At 40.1% G+C, this 17,431-nt stretch carries 16 protein-coding genes; 8 read left to right on the forward strand and 8 right to left on the reverse strand.

Annotated elements, in window-relative coordinates; genetic code table 11:
* Positions 1-4: 4 nt before the first annotated feature.
* The 5 genes from IGJ00_RS02045 to IGJ00_RS02065 all read right to left on the reverse strand — a co-directional run bounded on the left by IGJ00_RS02045 (position 5) and on the right by IGJ00_RS02065 (position 6,156).
* Complete coding sequence (locus tag IGJ00_RS02045; protein WP_438844044.1) at positions 5-646, reverse strand: sugar O-acetyltransferase; 642 nt, start codon at positions 644-646, stop codon at positions 5-7.
* Between the two features lie 17 nt (positions 647-663).
* Positions 664-1,488: a rhamnulose-1-phosphate aldolase gene (gene rhaD, locus IGJ00_RS02050; protein WP_272017939.1), complete on the reverse strand. Its 825-nt coding sequence runs from the start codon at positions 1,486-1,488 to the stop codon at positions 664-666.
* A gap of 728 nt (positions 1,489-2,216) precedes the next feature.
* A complete protein-coding gene (rhaA, locus tag IGJ00_RS02055; RefSeq protein WP_195513410.1) occupies positions 2,217-3,473 on the reverse strand; it encodes an L-rhamnose isomerase in 1,257 nt (418 codons plus the stop codon).
* Between the two features lie 15 nt (positions 3,474-3,488).
* Entirely contained in the window at positions 3,489-4,937 is a 1,449-nt protein-coding gene (gene rhaB, locus IGJ00_RS02060; RefSeq protein WP_438844045.1) for a rhamnulokinase, read from the reverse strand.
* Between the two features lie 40 nt (positions 4,938-4,977).
* Positions 4,978-6,156, reverse strand: coding sequence for an MFS transporter (locus tag IGJ00_RS02065; protein ID WP_081355930.1), 1,179 nt, complete (start codon positions 6,154-6,156; stop codon positions 4,978-4,980).
* A gap of 122 nt (positions 6,157-6,278) precedes the next feature.
* Between IGJ00_RS02065 and IGJ00_RS02070 the strand changes: the two genes are divergently transcribed.
* Entirely contained in the window at positions 6,279-7,259 is a 981-nt protein-coding gene (locus tag IGJ00_RS02070) for an AraC family transcriptional regulator (protein WP_074800472.1), read from the forward strand.
* Positions 7,260-7,490: 231 nt separating this feature from the next.
* On the opposite strand, the gene IGJ00_RS02075 is transcribed toward IGJ00_RS02070, so the two are convergent.
* Positions 7,491-7,868 (reverse strand): DUF1093 domain-containing protein, encoded by a 378-nt coding sequence (locus IGJ00_RS02075; RefSeq protein ID WP_074800469.1) that lies wholly within the window; start codon positions 7,866-7,868, stop codon positions 7,491-7,493.
* 415 nt (positions 7,869-8,283) lie between these two features.
* Between IGJ00_RS02075 and IGJ00_RS02080 the strand changes: the two genes are divergently transcribed.
* From IGJ00_RS02080 to IGJ00_RS02090, 3 genes are all read left to right on the forward strand, one after another.
* On the forward strand, positions 8,284-10,203 hold the full coding sequence (locus IGJ00_RS02080; RefSeq protein WP_438844046.1) for an endonuclease MutS2: 1,920 nt from the start codon (positions 8,284-8,286) through the stop codon (positions 10,201-10,203).
* A 119-nt stretch (positions 10,204-10,322) separates the two neighbouring features.
* A complete protein-coding gene (locus IGJ00_RS02085) occupies positions 10,323-10,874 on the forward strand; it encodes a CDP-alcohol phosphatidyltransferase family protein (protein WP_019723866.1) in 552 nt (183 codons plus the stop codon).
* A gap of 373 nt (positions 10,875-11,247) precedes the next feature.
* A complete protein-coding gene (locus IGJ00_RS02090) occupies positions 11,248-11,619 on the forward strand; it encodes a DUF7006 family protein (protein WP_115357218.1) in 372 nt (123 codons plus the stop codon).
* A gap of 266 nt (positions 11,620-11,885) precedes the next feature.
* Here the strand turns inward: IGJ00_RS02090 and IGJ00_RS02095 are convergent, their stop codons facing one another.
* Positions 11,886-12,833, reverse strand: a complete 948-nt coding sequence (locus IGJ00_RS02095) for a LacI family DNA-binding transcriptional regulator (protein ID WP_071866608.1) — start codon at positions 12,831-12,833, stop codon at positions 11,886-11,888.
* A gap of 74 nt (positions 12,834-12,907) precedes the next feature.
* Here IGJ00_RS02095 and IGJ00_RS02100 point away from each other — a divergent pair, with 74 nt between their 5' ends.
* Positions 12,908-13,723, forward strand: coding sequence for a Cof-type HAD-IIB family hydrolase (locus IGJ00_RS02100; protein WP_438744691.1), 816 nt, complete (start codon positions 12,908-12,910; stop codon positions 13,721-13,723).
* A 199-nt stretch (positions 13,724-13,922) separates the two neighbouring features.
* Here IGJ00_RS02100 and IGJ00_RS02105 read toward each other — a convergent pair whose 3' ends face one another.
* Positions 13,923-14,183: a metal-sensitive transcriptional regulator gene (locus tag IGJ00_RS02105; protein ID WP_010736403.1), complete on the reverse strand. Its 261-nt coding sequence runs from the start codon at positions 14,181-14,183 to the stop codon at positions 13,923-13,925.
* Positions 14,184-14,348: 165 nt separating this feature from the next.
* Here IGJ00_RS02105 and IGJ00_RS02110 point away from each other — a divergent pair, with 165 nt between their 5' ends.
* The 3 genes from IGJ00_RS02110 (at position 14,349) to IGJ00_RS02120 (ending at position 17,346) form a co-directional block, all read left to right on the forward strand.
* Positions 14,349-14,666 (forward strand): rhodanese-like domain-containing protein, encoded by a 318-nt coding sequence (locus tag IGJ00_RS02110; RefSeq protein WP_176285325.1) that lies wholly within the window; start codon positions 14,349-14,351, stop codon positions 14,664-14,666.
* Between the two features lie 3 nt (positions 14,667-14,669).
* Positions 14,670-16,325 carry an FAD-dependent oxidoreductase gene (locus tag IGJ00_RS02115; RefSeq protein ID WP_071866595.1) on the forward strand — a complete coding sequence of 552 codons (1,656 nt, stop codon included), beginning with the start codon at positions 14,670-14,672 and terminating at the stop codon, positions 16,323-16,325.
* A 238-nt stretch (positions 16,326-16,563) separates the two neighbouring features.
* The gene (locus tag IGJ00_RS02120; RefSeq protein WP_071866596.1) at positions 16,564-17,346 is read left to right on the forward strand and encodes a hypothetical protein; all 783 of its coding nucleotides are present in this window, start codon (positions 16,564-16,566) and stop codon (positions 17,344-17,346) included.
* The last annotated feature ends 85 nt before the right edge of the window (positions 17,347-17,431 follow it).

The raw sequence follows: 17,431 nt of genomic DNA on the forward strand, positions 1-17,431 counted from the left end.
TGGTTTACTCTCCTTTAGGTAGGTCGGTTTCAGAAATTATATATTCTGGTGGATAACGCAGTTTTTTGAAATAATAGGTGCGATCTTTTTTATTGAATGTCCGCACCACACGACAAGGATTTCCTACTGCTAAAGAATTAGCTGGAATATCCTTCGTGACGACACTTCCTGCCCCAATCACTACATGATCACCGATCGTCACCCCGGGAAGTACGGATGTATTTGCGCCGATCCAGACATTGTCGCCGATCGTAACAGGCGCCCCAAATTCTGCTTGGTACTCTTGGCGTAAAACTGGATCTAAGGCATGGCCGGCTGTGTAGATCCCCACATTTGGAGCAAGTAAGACATCCTTACCAATCGTGATCGGAGCGACATCAAGTAACGTGCAATTATTATTGGCTAAAAAGTTTTCTCCGACAGTGATATTGATACCATAGTCACAGTGAAAGGGTTGCTCAACAAAAAGTTCATCACCTGTTTTCTTGAACATTTTTTTGATCAATAGCTGACGTTCAGATAATTTTCGAGGATGGATATGATTGAATTCATAAAGGAGATCTCTCGTGACCAAACGAAGCTGCAATAATTCTTCATCTTGACGATAGACCTCACCAGAAATTATTTTTTCGACATTGGATTTCATTTTGCACCTCACGATTGTTAATCGTTCAAATAGCCAGCACGTGGGACAACCCCAAACGCATCAGCCAGTAATTTCAAATTGTCATCTTCTAACGTTTGTTTGATGCCACCTTGTGCCATGACGATCGTATAGATTTGGGCAGCTTTTTCAGCTGTTTCAATCAAACCAAATGTTTCATCCATATCTTTTCCAGAACCATAGATCCCATGTTGTGGCCAAACGACTAAACGGGTTTCTTTCATTTTTGCAGCAGTTGCTTCGCCGATTTCATTCGAACCAGGAACTAACCATGGAATGACCGAGATGCCTTCTGGGAAGACAACTAAGCACTCTGTACACATTTGCCATAATGTACGAGTCAATTCGCGTTCAGAAAGTGGATGGCTAAAAGTCATGGCTAACAAGTGTGTTGCGTGACAATGCATGACGATGCGGTTATCTGGATCGACACTTAATCGAGCGATATGGCTCATGAAATGACTTGGTAACTCAGAAGTCGGAACAGCATCAGGGGCTAATCCCCATAAAATGTCGATCGCATGACCATCTTCGGTCACACGGATCAATCCAAGATTTTCTTCTGGCTCTGCCTGTACATTTTTAAAATATTTTCCAGACCCTGTCACTAAGAAATACCTTCCGGCTAATTCTTGGGCATCAAATGGCAACGGCAGTGTTCGTAAAACTTTCGTAGGGTCGATAAAAGGTAGGATTTGCGCTTCTTCTAATAAATAGGTGATATTCCCACCATTACGTTCATCCCATCCTAGGCGGTACATATTGGTTGTTGCTTGAATCATCTCTTGTACAAATGGAGCAGTGAGCATCGCTAATTTTTTCACGAGTGAGACCTCTTTTCTTTTTCTGATGAATAGAAAGAACATGTAGTATGTGGTTATTTTGTAAATCAACAGAAAGAACCTCAAAATCAGTTAGACGGATTCTCGAAAGCTTCTGTTGTTAGGTGAGGGGCTTTTTTACAACTTGATAGATAGTGTTCATGAAGCAACACTTCGGTCATAAGCCAGAAAAATCAAAAATGAACCAGCCATTTTCGATTTTCTATCTTACTGCTCAGGTCAGAGCGCTTCTTTCACGACCTGTGATAAACGGTGTTCAAGAAGCAACACTTCGGTCATAAGCCAGAAAAATCAAAAATGAAACAGCCATTTTCGCTTTTCCTGTCTTATGCCTTAGTGCTGAACGCTTCTTTCACGACCTAATAAACGGTGTTCGAAAGCCAGCTCCTTCAATATTAAGTCAAAAATCGAAAAAATATGAGGAACTATTTTCTCGATTTCCGTCTTAATATTCGGAGCTGAACGGCTTTCTCACAACCTCTGATAAACGGTGTTCAAGAAGCTGACCTTCAACATTAAGCTAAAAAATCATAAAATATGAGGAGCTATTTTTTGATTTTCTACCTTACTGCTTAGGTCAGAACGCTTCTTTCACGACCTCTGATAAACGGTGTTCAAGAAGCAACACTTCGGTCATAAGCCAGAAAAATCAAAAATGAAACAGCCATTTTCGATTTCCCTGTCTTATGCCTTAGTGCTGAACGCTTCTTTCACGACCTCTTACTTTGTACGTCTTTTTCGTATTGTAGGACTTCTTGGTACCAGTCCATACCTACTGGGACGTTGTTGATTTCACAGAAGTAATTCCAAACGTCGGCGTATGGGAAGTCTTTTAATTCTTCAGTGAAGGCTAAGCGTTTGGTGAAGTCGAAGTTTAGTTCGGCTTCTTTTAATTCTTCGATTGGTTCAAGCATGGCTTTCAACAATGCTTTTTGCGTATTTCTTGTACCGATTGCCCATGCGGCGATCCGGTTGATGGTTGCGTCAAAGAAATCGAGACCGATCGCTGTTTTTTCAAGTAACTGATTGCGGACTAATTCTTTGCCGATTTCTTGTAATTCATCATCCATGATCACCACATGGTCTGAATCCCAACGCACAGGACGAGAGACGTGAAGCATGATCCCTTTTGAGAATAAGGCTAAAGACGAAAGTTTGTTGGAGATGACTTCAGTTGGATGGAAGTGTCCTGCGTCTAGACAGATCAATTTGTTACGTGTCAATCCATAGCCCATATAAAATTCGTGTGAACCTACTGTGTAAGCTTCGGCACCAAGTCCGAATAGTTTGGATTCCACGGCATCTTGCGTATATTCTTCATTGAGTTCTTCTGAGAAAATCTCATCTAAAGATTCCATCAACCGATGGCGTGGAGATAGGCGGTCGATTGGATTGTCTTTCATTCCATCAGGCATCCAAAAATTATCGATACATGTTTGTCCGATTTCTTTTCCCATATACTCGGCGATTTTACGAGCGCGTTTCCCATGTTCGATCCAGTAATCCCGTACTTCTTTGTCTGGATGAGCAAGTGTCAAGCCATCTTTCATCATTGGATGAGAGAAGAAGGTCGGGTTGAAATCAAGACCGATACCTTGTTCTTTTGCCCATGCGACCCATTTCTCGAAATGTTTTGGTTCGATCTCATTTAAATCGACCGGTTCATCTGTATCTAGATACATAGCATGTAAATTCAATTTATGATTCCCAGGGATCAATGAGAAAGCTTTTTCTAAATCTTGGCGTAATTGGTCCGGCGTATGGGCGGCTCCAGGGTAGTTTCCTGTAGCCATGATGCCACCAGTCAGTTCTCCATCTGGCGTCAAAAATCCTTTGACATCATCGCCTTGCCAACAATGCATCGAAATCTTCACTTCTGCGAGTTTCTGCAAGACCTCCTCAGTATCGACACCGATACTCGCATATTTTGCTTTGGCTTCTTCGTAACGCTCTTTGACATTCATCATATTGAATCTCTCCTTTTATATTAAAAATTCTTTGTATCTAGCAAGTGCTTGTGTCATTTCCTCGGTATGTCGAGGGTGGAACGTGGCTAATGAAACGGAATCTCTGATCGCTTCACGTGCAAGTTGCAACGTACCGTAGCCATTCGTCGCAATCATTTGGACCATTAGATTCCCAATAGCGGTCGCTTCATCTGGTCCTGCTTCGACTTCGATATTGCAAATATCGGCTGTCAGCTGATTAAGGAAGGTATTGTTTGAACCCCCACCGACGATGTGTAAATGATGAAATTCTTTTCCGGTGATCCGTGCTAAGTTCTCTAGTTCGACAGCGTAGCATAGAGCTAAATTGTCATAGATACAGCGAGCCAGCTGACCAGGGGTTTGAGGGATAGATTGGTTTGTTTCTTTACAATAATCTTGTAATTCTTGAATCATATTTTGGGGATTCAAGAAACGTGGGTCGTTGACATTGATCAATTGTTGGAAAGGCGCTTCTTGTGCGGCCATTTCTGCTAATTCAGCAAAGCTGTAGGTGCCATCTTGTAGGCGAGCTACTTCTTGGATCAACCACATCCCCATGATATTTTTTAAGAAGCGAATGGTTCCTTGGACGCCCCATTCATTTGTAAAATTAGCATCAAAAGCTTCTTTCGTAGAAATCCCTTCAGGAATCTCCACGCCCATCAATGACCAAGTGCCAGAACTGATATATGCCCAATCTTTGCCAGTCGCGGGTGTGCCGACGACTGCTGAAGCAGTGTCGTGAGAAGCAATCGTGATGAAGGTTGCTTTTGGCAGATCATAGGTCGGGAATTGGGCAGTTTGTAATTCGCCTAGAATCTGTCCGGGTTCGGTGATTCGTGGAAAAAGGGTCGCGTCGATGCCTAGAACAGCTAAAATATCAGGGTCCCATTTCCGAGTTTCTAAGTTCAGAAGCTGCATAGTAGATGCATTAGTCTTTTCAGTGACTGCTTCTCCAGTGAAGAGGTAACCGAGTAGATCAGGCATCAATAATAAGCGATGGGCATTTGCTAAAGTTTCTTTTTTTTCAGCAAGTAATTGAAACACCGTGTTGAAAGGTTGCAGTTGGATACCTGTTTTTTGGTAAAGTTCATCTAGTGGCATGCTTTGTTCAAATTGTGAGATGGCATCTTTCGTGCGTTCATCACGATAGCTCGTCGGGGCGTCGATCAAATGACCATCAGCATCAAGCAAGCCATAATCGACACCCCACGTATCGATGCCGACATAACATTCTGTGATGCCTTGTTGCTTTGCTTTTTCCAAACCTTTTAAGATTTCAGTGACTAGATGTGTGAGCGGCCACTTTGCGACACCAGCGATTTTTTCAAACCCATTTTTGAAGCGATGGACTTCCTGTAAGTCAAAACGGCCTAATTCATTAAGATTGGCATGAATCAAACGACCACTTGAAGCGCCAATGTCGATAGCAAGATAATTCATCAAAATTCCTCCAATTTGTTTTTGCTTGTATCAATGAAAACTAGACTTCATTTGGGAGTGGCTTCTTTTTAAAAGTAAGGAGAAGAAAAAGAATACCTAAAATGGTCATCAAAATGCAGCCATTGATAAAAATATTTTGTAAAGCATCAGAACCGATACCGAATCTTTCCAAAAGTTGATGTCCGTAGGGTGAAACAAAATTACCGATGTTTGCTAGAACGAGAATAAAAGAAGTGGTACTTGCTTTTGCTGCCTGTGGGACTGAACGAGTGGCATCATTAAAGATGTAAGGAACGAACAAAGCGAAGGCGATACCGTTCAGTGCAGCCCCTATACCGATCATAAATAAATGATTGGCTGTCAAGATGAGGAACAAGCTTGCTGCCATGATGAAAAAAGAAATAGGCAACGTCCAGCGTTTCAATCCTTTGTAAATCAACCCGAATAAGAAACCAGCAACCATGTTAGCAATCTGCATAAAAGAAAGAAGCGTTCCGGCATCTGATTCTGTTCCTAGATTTTCAGTCACGATGAAAGTCGAAAGCTTGACGACAACGATCATGTAGAAAATGCAGAGAAAGAAAATCAAAATGCCATACATGACAGTGGTAGGACGGAGTGTCCCTTTTGTTGATACTTCTTTTTTAGAAGTGGTATTCTCTTTTTTCTTGGGTGGTTCAGGGACGAAAGCCATAAATAAGAAGATGATTGGAATGGTGATCAAGTAAACTAAAAATGCTTTTTGCCAGCCAAAAGTGAGGAGACGTCCGGCAGTGAAGGTCATGACTGCAGCCCCTAAACCTTGAAAGGCGGATTGAAAGCCAATCAATGTGGCTGCTTCTTCACCTTCAAAAAATTCGCTGATCATACTAACTGCCAAAGAATTGAAGAGACCAAAGCCGGCGCCTAATGCGGCGCGGGAGATCATCAGCAAATAGAAATTGGCGGTGAAGACGGGTAACACGCCAGCAACTCCAGCCAGCAATAATCCAAGTAAGACAGTTTTTTTCTGTCCGATGGTTTTTGCGATCAAACTGCTCAAAGCAATGAAGATAACGACAGTCAGTTGAGGGATGGTCATCAGTAGCTCGACGGATGAAGCGGATTGATCATTGAAGTAGCCTAACATCATCGGTAAAGCGGATGCAATAGCAGTATTTGACGTTAAAACTAAAGAAATGGATAACAGCGACAGTTTCATCAACCAAGTCTTTCTCATAGCTTGTTCCTCCAGATGAAGATGTATTTGTTGCACTCATCATATCTTGTAACCCTTTTCACAACAATGTCAGTATGTTACTATATTGGTGTCAAATTTACATATCAAGGGGGAGTAAAGCCATGAATCCGTTTGTACAAAAGATCTTTCTGCCGTATACACCCGAAGAGTTAGAACAGCGAAAGACGGGGCAATGGATCAAGGAATTTGAAGGAGAAAACTTAGACGAACAAGACCAGCAATTCAAATTAGACGATCACCATCTTTTTCAAGAAAATAATATTTTGATTCGCCAACATCGCCGCTTCGCTCATTATCCACTACATTCCCACCATTTTTTAGAATTCAATTATATGTATTGCGGTACTTCAGAACAGATCGTCAACGGTCTGCCAATCACTTTGAAAGAAGGACAATTATTACTTTTAGATACAAATAGTCGCCATGAATTAATGCCTTTGGGTGAAAAAGATATTTTGTTGAATTTCTTATTCAAAACAAATGATATCAACATCAATCTTCTGAAAAAAATCGATAATCGCAGTGGGGGATTGACCTATAATTTTTTAATGAATGCCATTTTAGAACCCGGTTATAATGAAACACATCTTTTGTTACACTTAGCAAAAGAACCAGAGATCCAAGTCACGTTGGATCAGATGATCCTCGAATACTTTTCAAAAAAACATCTAGGGAATGAAATCATGAACGCTTTTTCACAAGTATTATTTTTACAGCTTTCTAGAGTCTATCACTCACAATTAGCAAAAATATACAAAAAAGATGGACAAAGCAACTTGATGATCAAAATTCTGCAACGGATCGAAAGTGATTATCGAACATTGAACCTAAAAACATTGGCAGATGAGTTAGGGTATAATCCGAATTATCTATCTAATTTAATCAAGCAGCAGACAGGTAAATCCTTCAAACAATTGATTACGAACCAACGATTACATGAAGCACATGATTTGATTTTATCTACTCGCTTTTCGATCGAGGAGATTGCAACCAGTGTAGGGTTTTCCAATAAGACCCATTTTTATAAAAAGTATCGAGAATACTTTGGGGATACGCCGATCGCCGTTCGCAAACGACGCTGAAATAGTTATTTATACATACAAAGCCAACTGCGAAGAGGCCGGGGCTGAATCATTTTTCCTCGAGAAATAAGGCCCATCCACGAAAATTGTTTTTCAAATTTTTGTGGATGGCGCCTTATTTTCCGAAGAGATTCCTTCTGTTCTCGCCGATTATTTGGTTTTGGGTGGTACGAGAGGATTAAGGTCCCGCTCTTAGATTGCGTTTGACTTTTTTCATTTGCTAGAAGCTACTTATTTCAACTTAGTTAAAACATCTTCTGGAACTTGGTTTTCATCGATCGCCGTGGGTCCAGAGGTCACTCGTTTTTGACTTACTTCTGCTTTGACATAACTATTTGGTTCGAATGGCGTTGGATTTTCTGAGGAGATCGTGTAACCTAACTGGATTGTTTTGCCATCTTTAGTCACAAAGTTCAAGTCATAGTCATACGACTTCAACCCCCGAACTTTTTCACCGCTGCCATCCAGTGTATCAGTCAATGGTGGCACTGCTTCTGGTACTTTTGCATAAGCTACTTGACTTTTGTAGGTCTGATCGTAATATTCATACCCTTTGTAGCCACCAAACAATAACAGTAAAAGAGCAATAGCTCCAACCAATTTTTTCATCTTATCCATCCTTTTCTATTTACTTGATTATCAAGATTATCGCCGATTTACTCATCGTTTGAAAATCGAAAAACGTGACAATTTTGAAATGTTGTGCAAAAGAGCACAATTCAGGTGGTTTAGTATTCGTTTGACATTCTGGCAACCGCTTGCTATAGTAAAAAGGAAAAATAAATAAAACCTAGATGAACGAGGTATTTTGATGAGTGTAGTAGGTATCTAATCGAGTAAGTTGAATAACCAATAAAGCAGTAGGCTTATTTGGTGTGCTTATAGATGGTACCTGTCTGAAACATTTCTTGTAATCAAATCAAGGGGAGGACATGTCTTATTTTAGCTGTGTCCTGCCCTTTTATTCTATTTTAGGTCTTTATTTATTTTGGGGACAGGTATCTCTTCAAGAAAAGGAGAGAATATGAATCATACAATCAAACAATTACAATTTGAACAAATCAGAAAAGAAGTGATTGCCCGAGCAATCGGAGATCATACGAAAGAACGTCTGGCAGAAATGTCGATCCCGACAAATCTTCAGACCGTAAAAACAAGACAAACAGAAACGAAAGAAGCCCGTACGATTTTAGAAAGTAGCCAGCACGTGCCCTTTATGGGGCTGACAAGAATTGTGGCATTAACTGACCAAGTGAAAAAAGGCTTGATCTTAACCCCCGCTGAATTGATGGAATACGCCGATTTTTTAAGAAGCAGTCGAATGATCACTCGCTTCTTTGAAAAAAACCAATATCAAACGCCATTACTGTATGCGTACAGTAAAAATCTACCGGATCTGCAAGCGGTGGAGGACTTAGTTTACGAACAAATCAAGAACCAACAAGTCGCAGATGACGCATCGAAAAATCTGCGTAAAGTACGCAAACAGATCCAAACGGTAGAAAAAGAGATTCAAGATCGTTTGCTAAAATTCTTGCGACATCCTGGGAATAAAGAGATGATCCAAGAAGCGATGATCGTTCAAAAGGGTGAACATGCAACGATCCCAATCAAAGCGAGTTATAAAAATAAAGTAGCCGGAACGATCATTGAGCAGTCGAATAAAGGCACGACGGTATTTATCGAACCAACAGCAGTTGCTAAAGCAAGTGCACAACATCAATTATTAAAAGCAGAGGAAATTGCTGAAGAATATCAGATTTTAGCTAGCTTGACTGGCGCATTAGCTGAAAATGAACAGGCAATCGATCAAATCATCGAGACGGTCACCGTTTTTGATATTATTTTCGCACGTGGGAAATACAGTAGAGAGATCAATGGCATCACACCTATCGTCAATAAATCAGAACGCATCCATCTGAAACAAGCGAGACATCCACTGTTATCAGAAAAAGCTGTTCCCTTAGATTTTGATTTGGGTGTAGAATATCGTGGATTAGTGATCACAGGTGCAAATGCGGGTGGGAAAACAGTTGTTTTGAAAACAATCGGATTGCTGACGTTGATGGTCATGTTTGGTCTGCAAGTACCAGCAAAAGATGGGACAGAGCTTGCCGTATTCGACGAAGTCTTCGTCGATGTCGGTGACCAACAAGATTTAGCGAATGCATTGAGTACTTTTTCTGGGCATATGCAAAATATCGCACAGATTTTGAATAAAGTGGGTAGAAATACCCTAGTTTTACTTGATGAGATCGGTAGTGGGACAGAACCAACAGAAGGGGCAGCTTTAGCAATTGCCATCATGTCTGCGATGTACGAAAAAGGGGCGTTGATGGTGGCGACGACCCATTACGGAGAAATCAAAGAGTTTGCGGAACGACATGAAGATTTCGTGCCAGCAGCGATGGCCTTTGACCGAGAAGCCTTACAACCAAAGTATCAATTACAGGTAGGAAAAACAGGGGAAAGCCAAGCATTGTGGATCGCTAAAAAAATGCAAATGTCAGAGGACTTGATCCAACAAGCTCAGCAGTATCTTTCTACGAAAGACTATTCAAGTGAAAAACGCTTATTCAAACAACAAGTGAAGAAGCAAGAGGTCAAGAATGAAGAAAAGGTTTTATTTTCAAAAGGGGACCGGGTATATGCCACCCAATACAAAAAAGAAGCATTAGTCTTTGAAGATACTGGAGAAGAGACGATCGTGATTTTTGTCGATAACCAAAAAGAAACCGTCCTTCGACAGCGTGTCCTTTTAAAAATGAGAGCAGAAGAACTTTATCCTGTAGGCTATGAGATCAATCAGCTATTTACAGATTTTAAAACGAGAAAATGGGAACGAGATATCGAACGAGGCTCAAAAAAAGCCCACAAAAAATTATTAAAAGAAACCCGTCAGCGTCAGGCTGCGCGAAATGGAAACGCCGAAAAAAAAGAATAACAGATTCACAATGGCATACGAAGGATTGGAAGAGCTCGCAATAAAAACCGACAATTAATTGGTTCCACGTGGAAAGTACGGTAAAATAGATGAAATGACATTTTGGGAGTTGTTAAGTAATGAATGGAGCATCTGATTGGCGAAAAGAAATTCGCACGATTCCGAATCTACTATCGATTATAAGAATTCTTTTATTGCCTTTTTATTTGTATTTTATGAGTAAGCAAGCTTTCTATCTGGCTGGATCGATCATCCTCTTTTCAGGAGTCACAGACTTTTTAGATGGATACATCGCCCGAAGATTCAATCAGATCACCGAACTTGGAAAAGTTCTTGATCCAATCGGTGATAAGTTGACCCAATTGGTCTTGATCATCTCCATGGCATGGGAACGTCCGTATATCTGGCTCGTTTTAGCTTTATTTATTGTGAAAGAAGCATTTATGCTGATTGCTGGGATCGTTGCTTTGCGTAAACAGGTCAAATTAGATGGAGCAAAGTGGTATGGTAAATGGGCGACAGCTGTGATTTATGTAGGGATGATCCTGCTGTTACTTTTCCCGGCGATTCCTGAAGGATGGGTCATGGTGATATTTGCAATCATTACCTACAGTCTGGCTCAGTCCTTTGTTTTATATGCTTTGGAGTATCGTAAACTACTGAAGCGCTAGGTAGATTGGTGTATCTTATTGTTGTCACAGCGAATGAGAAGAGCACCGTTGCAATTTATGTGAAGAATTTATCGAAAATCAATCGAAGTCAAAACTGGCTGAGATTGATTTTTTTTAGTTTAAGATAGAAAAAGCGAACTTAATGCAAAAAAATAGCTGGTAATAGGCCAAAGCATAGACGTAGCAATGATTCAAGAGTAAATATTTCAAGGAGTTAGGCAATATGTGAAGTTGAAATTACACAGAGAAGACTATATGATTTTATTATAATCTATTCGAGAAGCAGGTAGTTCACAAAAAATAAGGTCGATTCAATCAGTCGCAAGTACATATTTTAGGTTTTACTATCAATAATCAGAAGGAGAGGTAATTTATGAATCTATCGAATATTCAATCTAGCGAAGAATACTTAAAACATTATAGAGAATTTATGGAAGACTGTTTTTCCATCAACTATCCACTTTTAGCTTCTTTTTACAAAGAACTTCATCATCGTTTTTTAGAGGTCGTCTCTCAAAAGGACGGACCAGTGTTTGAGCAATTACAAGAGCTGTTAGGGATCGATGCGCAGTTACAGATACTTTACGAAATGGGGGAATGTATCGAATCGTTGAAATTAGAAATGAATGAAGAGAAAATCATTGAAATGATCAAGAGAGATAGCTTCTCTTTTTATAGAGAACGGATAGGTTTAACGAAGAAAGATCCTATTCCACGCGGATTGATCTATCTGAGTGAAAAATAGTTAGTCAATTTTACAGCTATTTCTCTATCAAGGGAAAAGGTTCGACATAGTTTTTAATACACATGATCGGCGACTGTTTGTCTAGTAGAATATCTCTTTTTTCCTATTCTTGTGATAATTATCATGTATTCTAGTATGGATTAGATTTTAATATACAGAAAAGCTGTGACCTAAGTGTTCAGCTCTGAGAAATAAGCGTGAAACCCAGAAAATTCCTCTTGGAATTTTTGAGGTCTCACGCTTATTTCTGAAGGAGCTACTTCACATTATCGCCAAATAATTACTGGATCTTCTGCTTGCACGATCCTGTCACTCTGGGATAAGAGAAAATCTACTGCGGAGGCGCCGATTTTTTTAGGGGAGAAATCAATAGTCGAAAAGGCTAATATCTCACTATATGGTAGATTTCCTTCACCTATGACAGTGAAATCTTTTTTATGAATGAATCCTGCCTGTTTCATTCCTGAAATTACACCGGCTGCTGTATCATCGCCATTGACATAGATTACCTCTGGAATAGAGGCGTGAGTTGTAATCTCTATTGCGAACGCATAGCCATCTGCATAGGTTTCGATACCAGTGAAATAGTTTTTTCCTTCAATCGCCTTTCCAAAATACGTTTCATAAGCAGTTAATTTGTTTTTTGTGGTCTGGCTTTGTGAGGCACTGCGTTTAGTAGTAAAGATGACCCTGGAAATACCACGAGCATGCAGGGTAAGGAACAATTGATCATACGCTTTTTTTCGATCTGGATAAATCATGGCAAGGTCGTCATTGTCCATCTTTTCAGTTGAAACGATTTTTCCTTTGAAGCGAAGAGGTTCAAGTAGCTCGTCATTTTTTGTTCGTGACGTTAGAATAAGACCGTCGATCATTTTTTGCTCTAGTAGTGTGTAATAGTGACTCTCCGTCTCCTTTTCATAGTAAGTAGGGAGTAATAATACTTGATACCCTTTACTTTTTGCCTGATACAAGATACTGTCCACCAATTGATTATAACAAGAACTGTTGTTAGGCAAGGTAACACCTAAAGTATAGGTTTCTCCTTTACTCAATTTTACAGCATTTCCGTTCACCACATAGTTTGTCTCTTCAATAACGGATTGGACTTTTTTTCGTAAAGCATCGGACACGTAACGATCGTTATTTATCACTCTGGAAACGGTAGATTTGGATACTCCTGACATTTTTGCGATCTCTCGAATCGTAACGATGGGATTTTCCTCCTTTTCTCTTGACTTGGGACGCGTCCCAGTAGGTATACTTTCTTTTGAAAGGTGGTAATGGAATGACAATCAAAATGATCGCTGTAGATATGGATGGTACATTTTTGAATGATCAAAAGAAATACAATGAGGAACGCTTTAAGAAACTTTTTGACTTACTACAGGAAAAAGGAATAAAGTTTGTTGTAGCAAGTGGAAATCAATATTTCCAGTTGCGTTCATTCTTCCCTGATCTTTATAAAAGTATAGCATTCGTAGCAGAAAATGGGGCAAATATTTTAATTGGTGAAGACCATGTGTACAATGCAGAATTACGTCCTGAAAAAATCGTTCAGACATTAGATGTATTGGAAGAGTTAGCGCCAATGAACTTGATCTTATGTGGGAAACAGAGTGCCTATGTCTCTAATACGGTTTCTAAGGAGTTGTTTGAACGTGCAAGTTTTTACTACCCTAAGCTTGAGAAGGTAGATGACCTGTATACGTTAGCTAAGGGAGAAGAAACAATTTTCAAGTTTGCTTTATCCTTCGATGAGCAAGAAGCGGTAGAAAAACTAACAGCCTTAAAAAATTCTTTAGGAGAGGGATTGATACCGGTCTCTAGTGGTCATGGAGATATCGATTTGATCATCCCTGGTGTTCACAAATTAAACGGGTTACGATTGTTAGGCAAAAAATGGGGGATCAGTGATGATGAGATTGCTACATTTGGCGATAGCGGGAATGACTTTGAAATGATCCAACAGATCAAGCACAGTTTTGCTATGGAAAATGGACAGCCCAAGATCAAAGAAGCAGCTTCGACGATTATAGGATCAAATAATACAGAGGCTGTACTCGATACGATCCAAGCAATTGTAGAAGGGGAATATACGTAACTTAGTGGTAGCAAATTACCGAAACATTGAGCTATAAGAAATAAGGCATCATCCACGAAAATTGTTTTTTAAATTTTTGTGGATGACGCCTTATTTTTTTTAGAGGTTACCTTTTGTTCCAGCCGTGGATTCGATTTTAGGTGGTGCAAGAGGGTTATTGTTCCAGACACTTGTGGTACTGATTTTTTAAAATCTGTGTTTATTTTTTGATGATCATATTGATGGCTTGTTCCATTTTTTTTGCTTGTTCCTCCACACTGTTTTCTGGATGCTCCAAGCAGTTTTTTAAATTTTCGGCAACGATCATCCCCATGACACGATCAATACTCGAACGAACAGCGCTTAATTGCGTAATGATATCCATGCACTCTTTTTCTTCGTCAATCATTTTTTGGATACCACGAATTTGTCCTTCTGTACGTCTCAAGCGATTTAGAATTGTTTTGTTGTCAATAGTCATCATAGAACCTCCCACTCTTTTTTTGCAAATAATACCCTATATAGGTATTATTTGCAAATGAAAACTGCAACTTTTTGAAATTAAAAGTTTTAATGGTTGACATAATCACATTTATCGTGTTGAATATACCCCAGTAGGTATATTTTTCTAAAAAAAGAGGAGAGAATGAACATGGGATTATTTCAACTTAGTCAATCAATAACAGTAAAGGATTTGCAAGATAAATTAAAAGAAAACATCCAATTGATCGATGTTAGAACACCAGCTGAATACCGAGGCGGGCATATTAAGCAAGCGGAAAATATTCCTTTACACCGTATTAGTACGTATAATGGGGATAAACAAGCACCAGTATACGTTATTTGTCAGTCAGGAATGCGTAGTAAGCAAGCAACGAAAGAATTAAAAAATCTTGGTTATCAGGCGATCAATATCCGTGGCGGGATGAATCAATGGTTTGGGGAAAAGATTGGAGGAAGATAAAAAATGAAATTTGTGATAATTGGCGGTGTTGCTGGAGGGATGTCTGCGGCCACTCGTTTAAGACGACTGCAAGAAGATGCAGAAATCATTGTTTTTGAAAAAGGGCCCAATGTTTCTTTTGCTAATTGTGGCCTCCCTTACTATCTTTCTGGTGAGATCGATGAAAGAGAAAAGCTCTTGATCCAAACACCTGAAAGTTTAGCTGCACGCTTTCGTTTGGACGTTCGAGTGGAGCATGAAGTCACAGCGATTTTTCCAGAAACAAAAGAAGTGGAAGTTTCTCATGGAGGGGAATCCCGCAAAGAAACGTATGATGCCCTTTTGCTTTCTCCAGGAGCTAAACCCTTTATACCTGAGATCACAGGCTTGTCTGAGGCAAAAAATGTATTTACTGTGAGAAATGTTCCAGATGTTGACGCTATCATGGGAAAATTAGAGGAACAACCTCGTAAAGCGGTAGTTATTGGCGCCGGTTTTATTGGGATCGAAGTAGCAGAAAATCTAAAAAAACGTGGACTGGATGTAACGATTGTCGAACGGACTCCGCAAGTCGTACCGACGTTGGATGAAGAGATGGCTTCTTTTATACAAAAAGAATTAGAAAATAATGATGTTCAAGTTTTAACCGATTGTGCCGTTACTAGTTTTGAAGAACAAGGAAACATGCTTCGTCTAGAAAATGGCGAAATGTTAGAGTCAGATTTGACGATTCTTTCGGTGGGGGTCCAACCAGATAGTCGCTTAGCTGAGATGGCAGGTTTAACGTTGGGATTACGTGGCGGTATCGTTGTGGATGAGCATTATCAAACGAGTGATCCGGCAATCTTTGCAGTAGGAGATGCGATTGTCGTGAAACATCAAATCACGAAGGAACCTGCATTGATTTCTTTAGCTTCACCTGCGAATCGACAAGGACGACAAGCTGCTGATAACATGGCTGGGCGGCCACGCCTGAATCAAGGCAGCCTTGGAACGGCTATTGTTCGAGCATTTGGTCAGACAGCTGCCTCCACAGGTATCACAGAACGACAAGCAAAAAAAGCAGGTTTATCTTTTCAAGTCCTCCATGCTTCAGGTAAAGATCATGCTGGCTATTACCCTGGTGCAACGGACTTGTTGTTGAAATTGATCTTCCATCCGGAAACTGGGGAAATCTATGGAGCTCAAGGAATCGGTCAAAAAGGAGTAGATAAACGAATCGATATTCTTGCGACAGCCATTAAAGGGCATTTGACAGTCTTCGACCTGCCAGAATTAGAACTGACTTATGCACCGCCTTTTGGTTCAGCGAAAGATCCAGTAAATATGCTAGGTTATATTGCGATGAATGTCATCGAAGGATTGAGTGAGATGATACAGTGGCATGAATTGCCAGAAGAATTAGCACATGGGAAACAATTGCTTGATGTTCGGAATAAGGAAGAATTGCAAAAAGGTTATTTCCCAAAAGCTAGCCATATCCCTTTATCTGAATTGCGTCAACGATTGGACGAATTGGATAAAGAACAAGAATATATCGTCAGTTGTCATAGTGGATTACGTAGCTACTTAGCAGAAAGAATCTTGAAACAAGCGGGATTCACTGTGAAAAATTTAGATGGCGCTTTTTCTCTGTACCAAGCCGTCAGACCAGATGAATTATGCTATCCTCAAGGGTAGAACTTGAGGGTGTGACCGACGAGCTTTGTAAGGGAAGTAGTAAGCTTGGATGATCGTTTTTCTATTTTTAGAACTTGGCGCTTTTTTAGGCTATTTTTTTGAAGGATAGGAGCTGACGAATGACAAAACTCCAACCTTTCATCGATACAACTAGACAGAATACGTCAATTGTTTATAGGCGATTCCTCAGTTTTTTTCTATAATGAACAACTAGTGAAAATGAAAGGGGATGGCAGAGATGCACAAAATGAAAAAAGTACTTTTTGCTGCACTGATCGCCAGCAGTTTCTTTCTTTGTCAGACAGTCCGGGCAGATTCAAGTCAACCAGCATCAGAAACCAGTGAGTCACAGATCCAGGAGAGTCAGGAGCCACTAGAGTCGTCACATACACCTCTTAACGAAACTGATCCATCAGATTCGACTCGCTGGGAGAAGTTGGAGCAACAACGTAAAGAAGTGGAAGATACGTTGGAACAAGCGAAACAACAACTTATCGAAAAACAAAGGGAAATCGATCAAACAGTGAACGACTTAGCAAATCAAGCAGCGAGTGATCGCGATGAGTTAGCTGAGAAAATAGCTGAAGAGCGAGAAAAAGCCGAATTAGCAAAACAAAAAATAGCAACTGCGACCCAACGGGCAACCGAAGTACAAACGGAATTGCAAGATTTAGCAACGTCTACTGTTTCGTCAGTGGATCAGACACAAGCGGATATTCAAGCAGCTCGTACGGAAATCCATGAAAAAGCAGCAGAAGCTCAAGCGGCAATGGCCGATTTCGAAGCAAGAAAAGCAGATTTGTCTGCCAGTATCGAAAGAATCAAGTCGACCTTACATTCCGCCGGAAAACGGTCGGTAGAAGCGGGGACAGTTACTGAAACAGAAACAAAAGTAGTGGCAGAACAACCCACGAAGACATTACCAAAAACGACCGATCGTCGGTCAATTTATTTGTCAGTGATCGGTAGCTTGTGCTTGCTGGTTGTTTTTGTCGGTGCTGTGTATCAAAAAAGAGTTTGAGAGTGACATCTCAAACTCTTTTTTGTTGTTTGAAAACAACGGATTGATTATTGGTCTATATTTATTTTGAAAAATAAATAGTCGG

Origin of the sequence: Enterococcus sp. AZ062, assembly GCF_051715065.1 — a bacterium.
GTDB lineage: Bacteria > Bacillota > Bacilli > Lactobacillales > Enterococcaceae > Enterococcus_B > Enterococcus_B mundtii.

Bases quoted from the DNA above. Each gene is read 5' to 3' on its own strand.
- IGJ00_RS02090 (WP_115357218.1), top strand. From the start codon at position 11,248: ATGAATCTATCGAATATTCAATCTAGCGAAGAATACTTAAAACATTAT.
- rhaB (WP_438844045.1), bottom strand. From the start codon at position 4,937: ATGAATTATCTTGCTATCGACATTGGCGCTTCAAGTGGTCGTTTGATT.
- IGJ00_RS02105 (WP_010736403.1), bottom strand. From the start codon at position 14,183: ATGACTATTGACAACAAAACAATTCTAAATCGCTTGAGACGTACAGAA.
- IGJ00_RS02115 (WP_071866595.1), top strand. From the start codon at position 14,670: ATGAAATTTGTGATAATTGGCGGTGTTGCTGGAGGGATGTCTGCGGCC.
- IGJ00_RS02075 (WP_074800469.1), bottom strand. From the start codon at position 7,868: ATGAAAAAATTGGTTGGAGCTATTGCTCTTTTACTGTTATTGTTTGGT.
- IGJ00_RS02045 (WP_438844044.1), bottom strand. From the start codon at position 646: ATGAAATCCAATGTCGAAAAAATAATTTCTGGTGAGGTCTATCGTCAA.
- IGJ00_RS02070 (WP_074800472.1), top strand. From the start codon at position 6,279: ATGAATCCGTTTGTACAAAAGATCTTTCTGCCGTATACACCCGAAGAG.
- IGJ00_RS02065 (WP_081355930.1), bottom strand. From the start codon at position 6,156: ATGAGAAAGACTTGGTTGATGAAACTGTCGCTGTTATCCATTTCTTTA.
- IGJ00_RS02120 (WP_071866596.1), top strand. From the start codon at position 16,564: ATGCACAAAATGAAAAAAGTACTTTTTGCTGCACTGATCGCCAGCAGT.
- IGJ00_RS02085 (WP_019723866.1), top strand. From the start codon at position 10,323: ATGAATGGAGCATCTGATTGGCGAAAAGAAATTCGCACGATTCCGAAT.
- IGJ00_RS02110 (WP_176285325.1), top strand. From the start codon at position 14,349: ATGAACATGGGATTATTTCAACTTAGTCAATCAATAACAGTAAAGGAT.
- IGJ00_RS02080 (WP_438844046.1), top strand. From the start codon at position 8,284: ATGAATCATACAATCAAACAATTACAATTTGAACAAATCAGAAAAGAA.
- IGJ00_RS02100 (WP_438744691.1), top strand. From the start codon at position 12,908: ATGACAATCAAAATGATCGCTGTAGATATGGATGGTACATTTTTGAAT.
- rhaA (WP_195513410.1), bottom strand. From the start codon at position 3,473: ATGATGAATGTCAAAGAGCGTTACGAAGAAGCCAAAGCAAAATATGCG.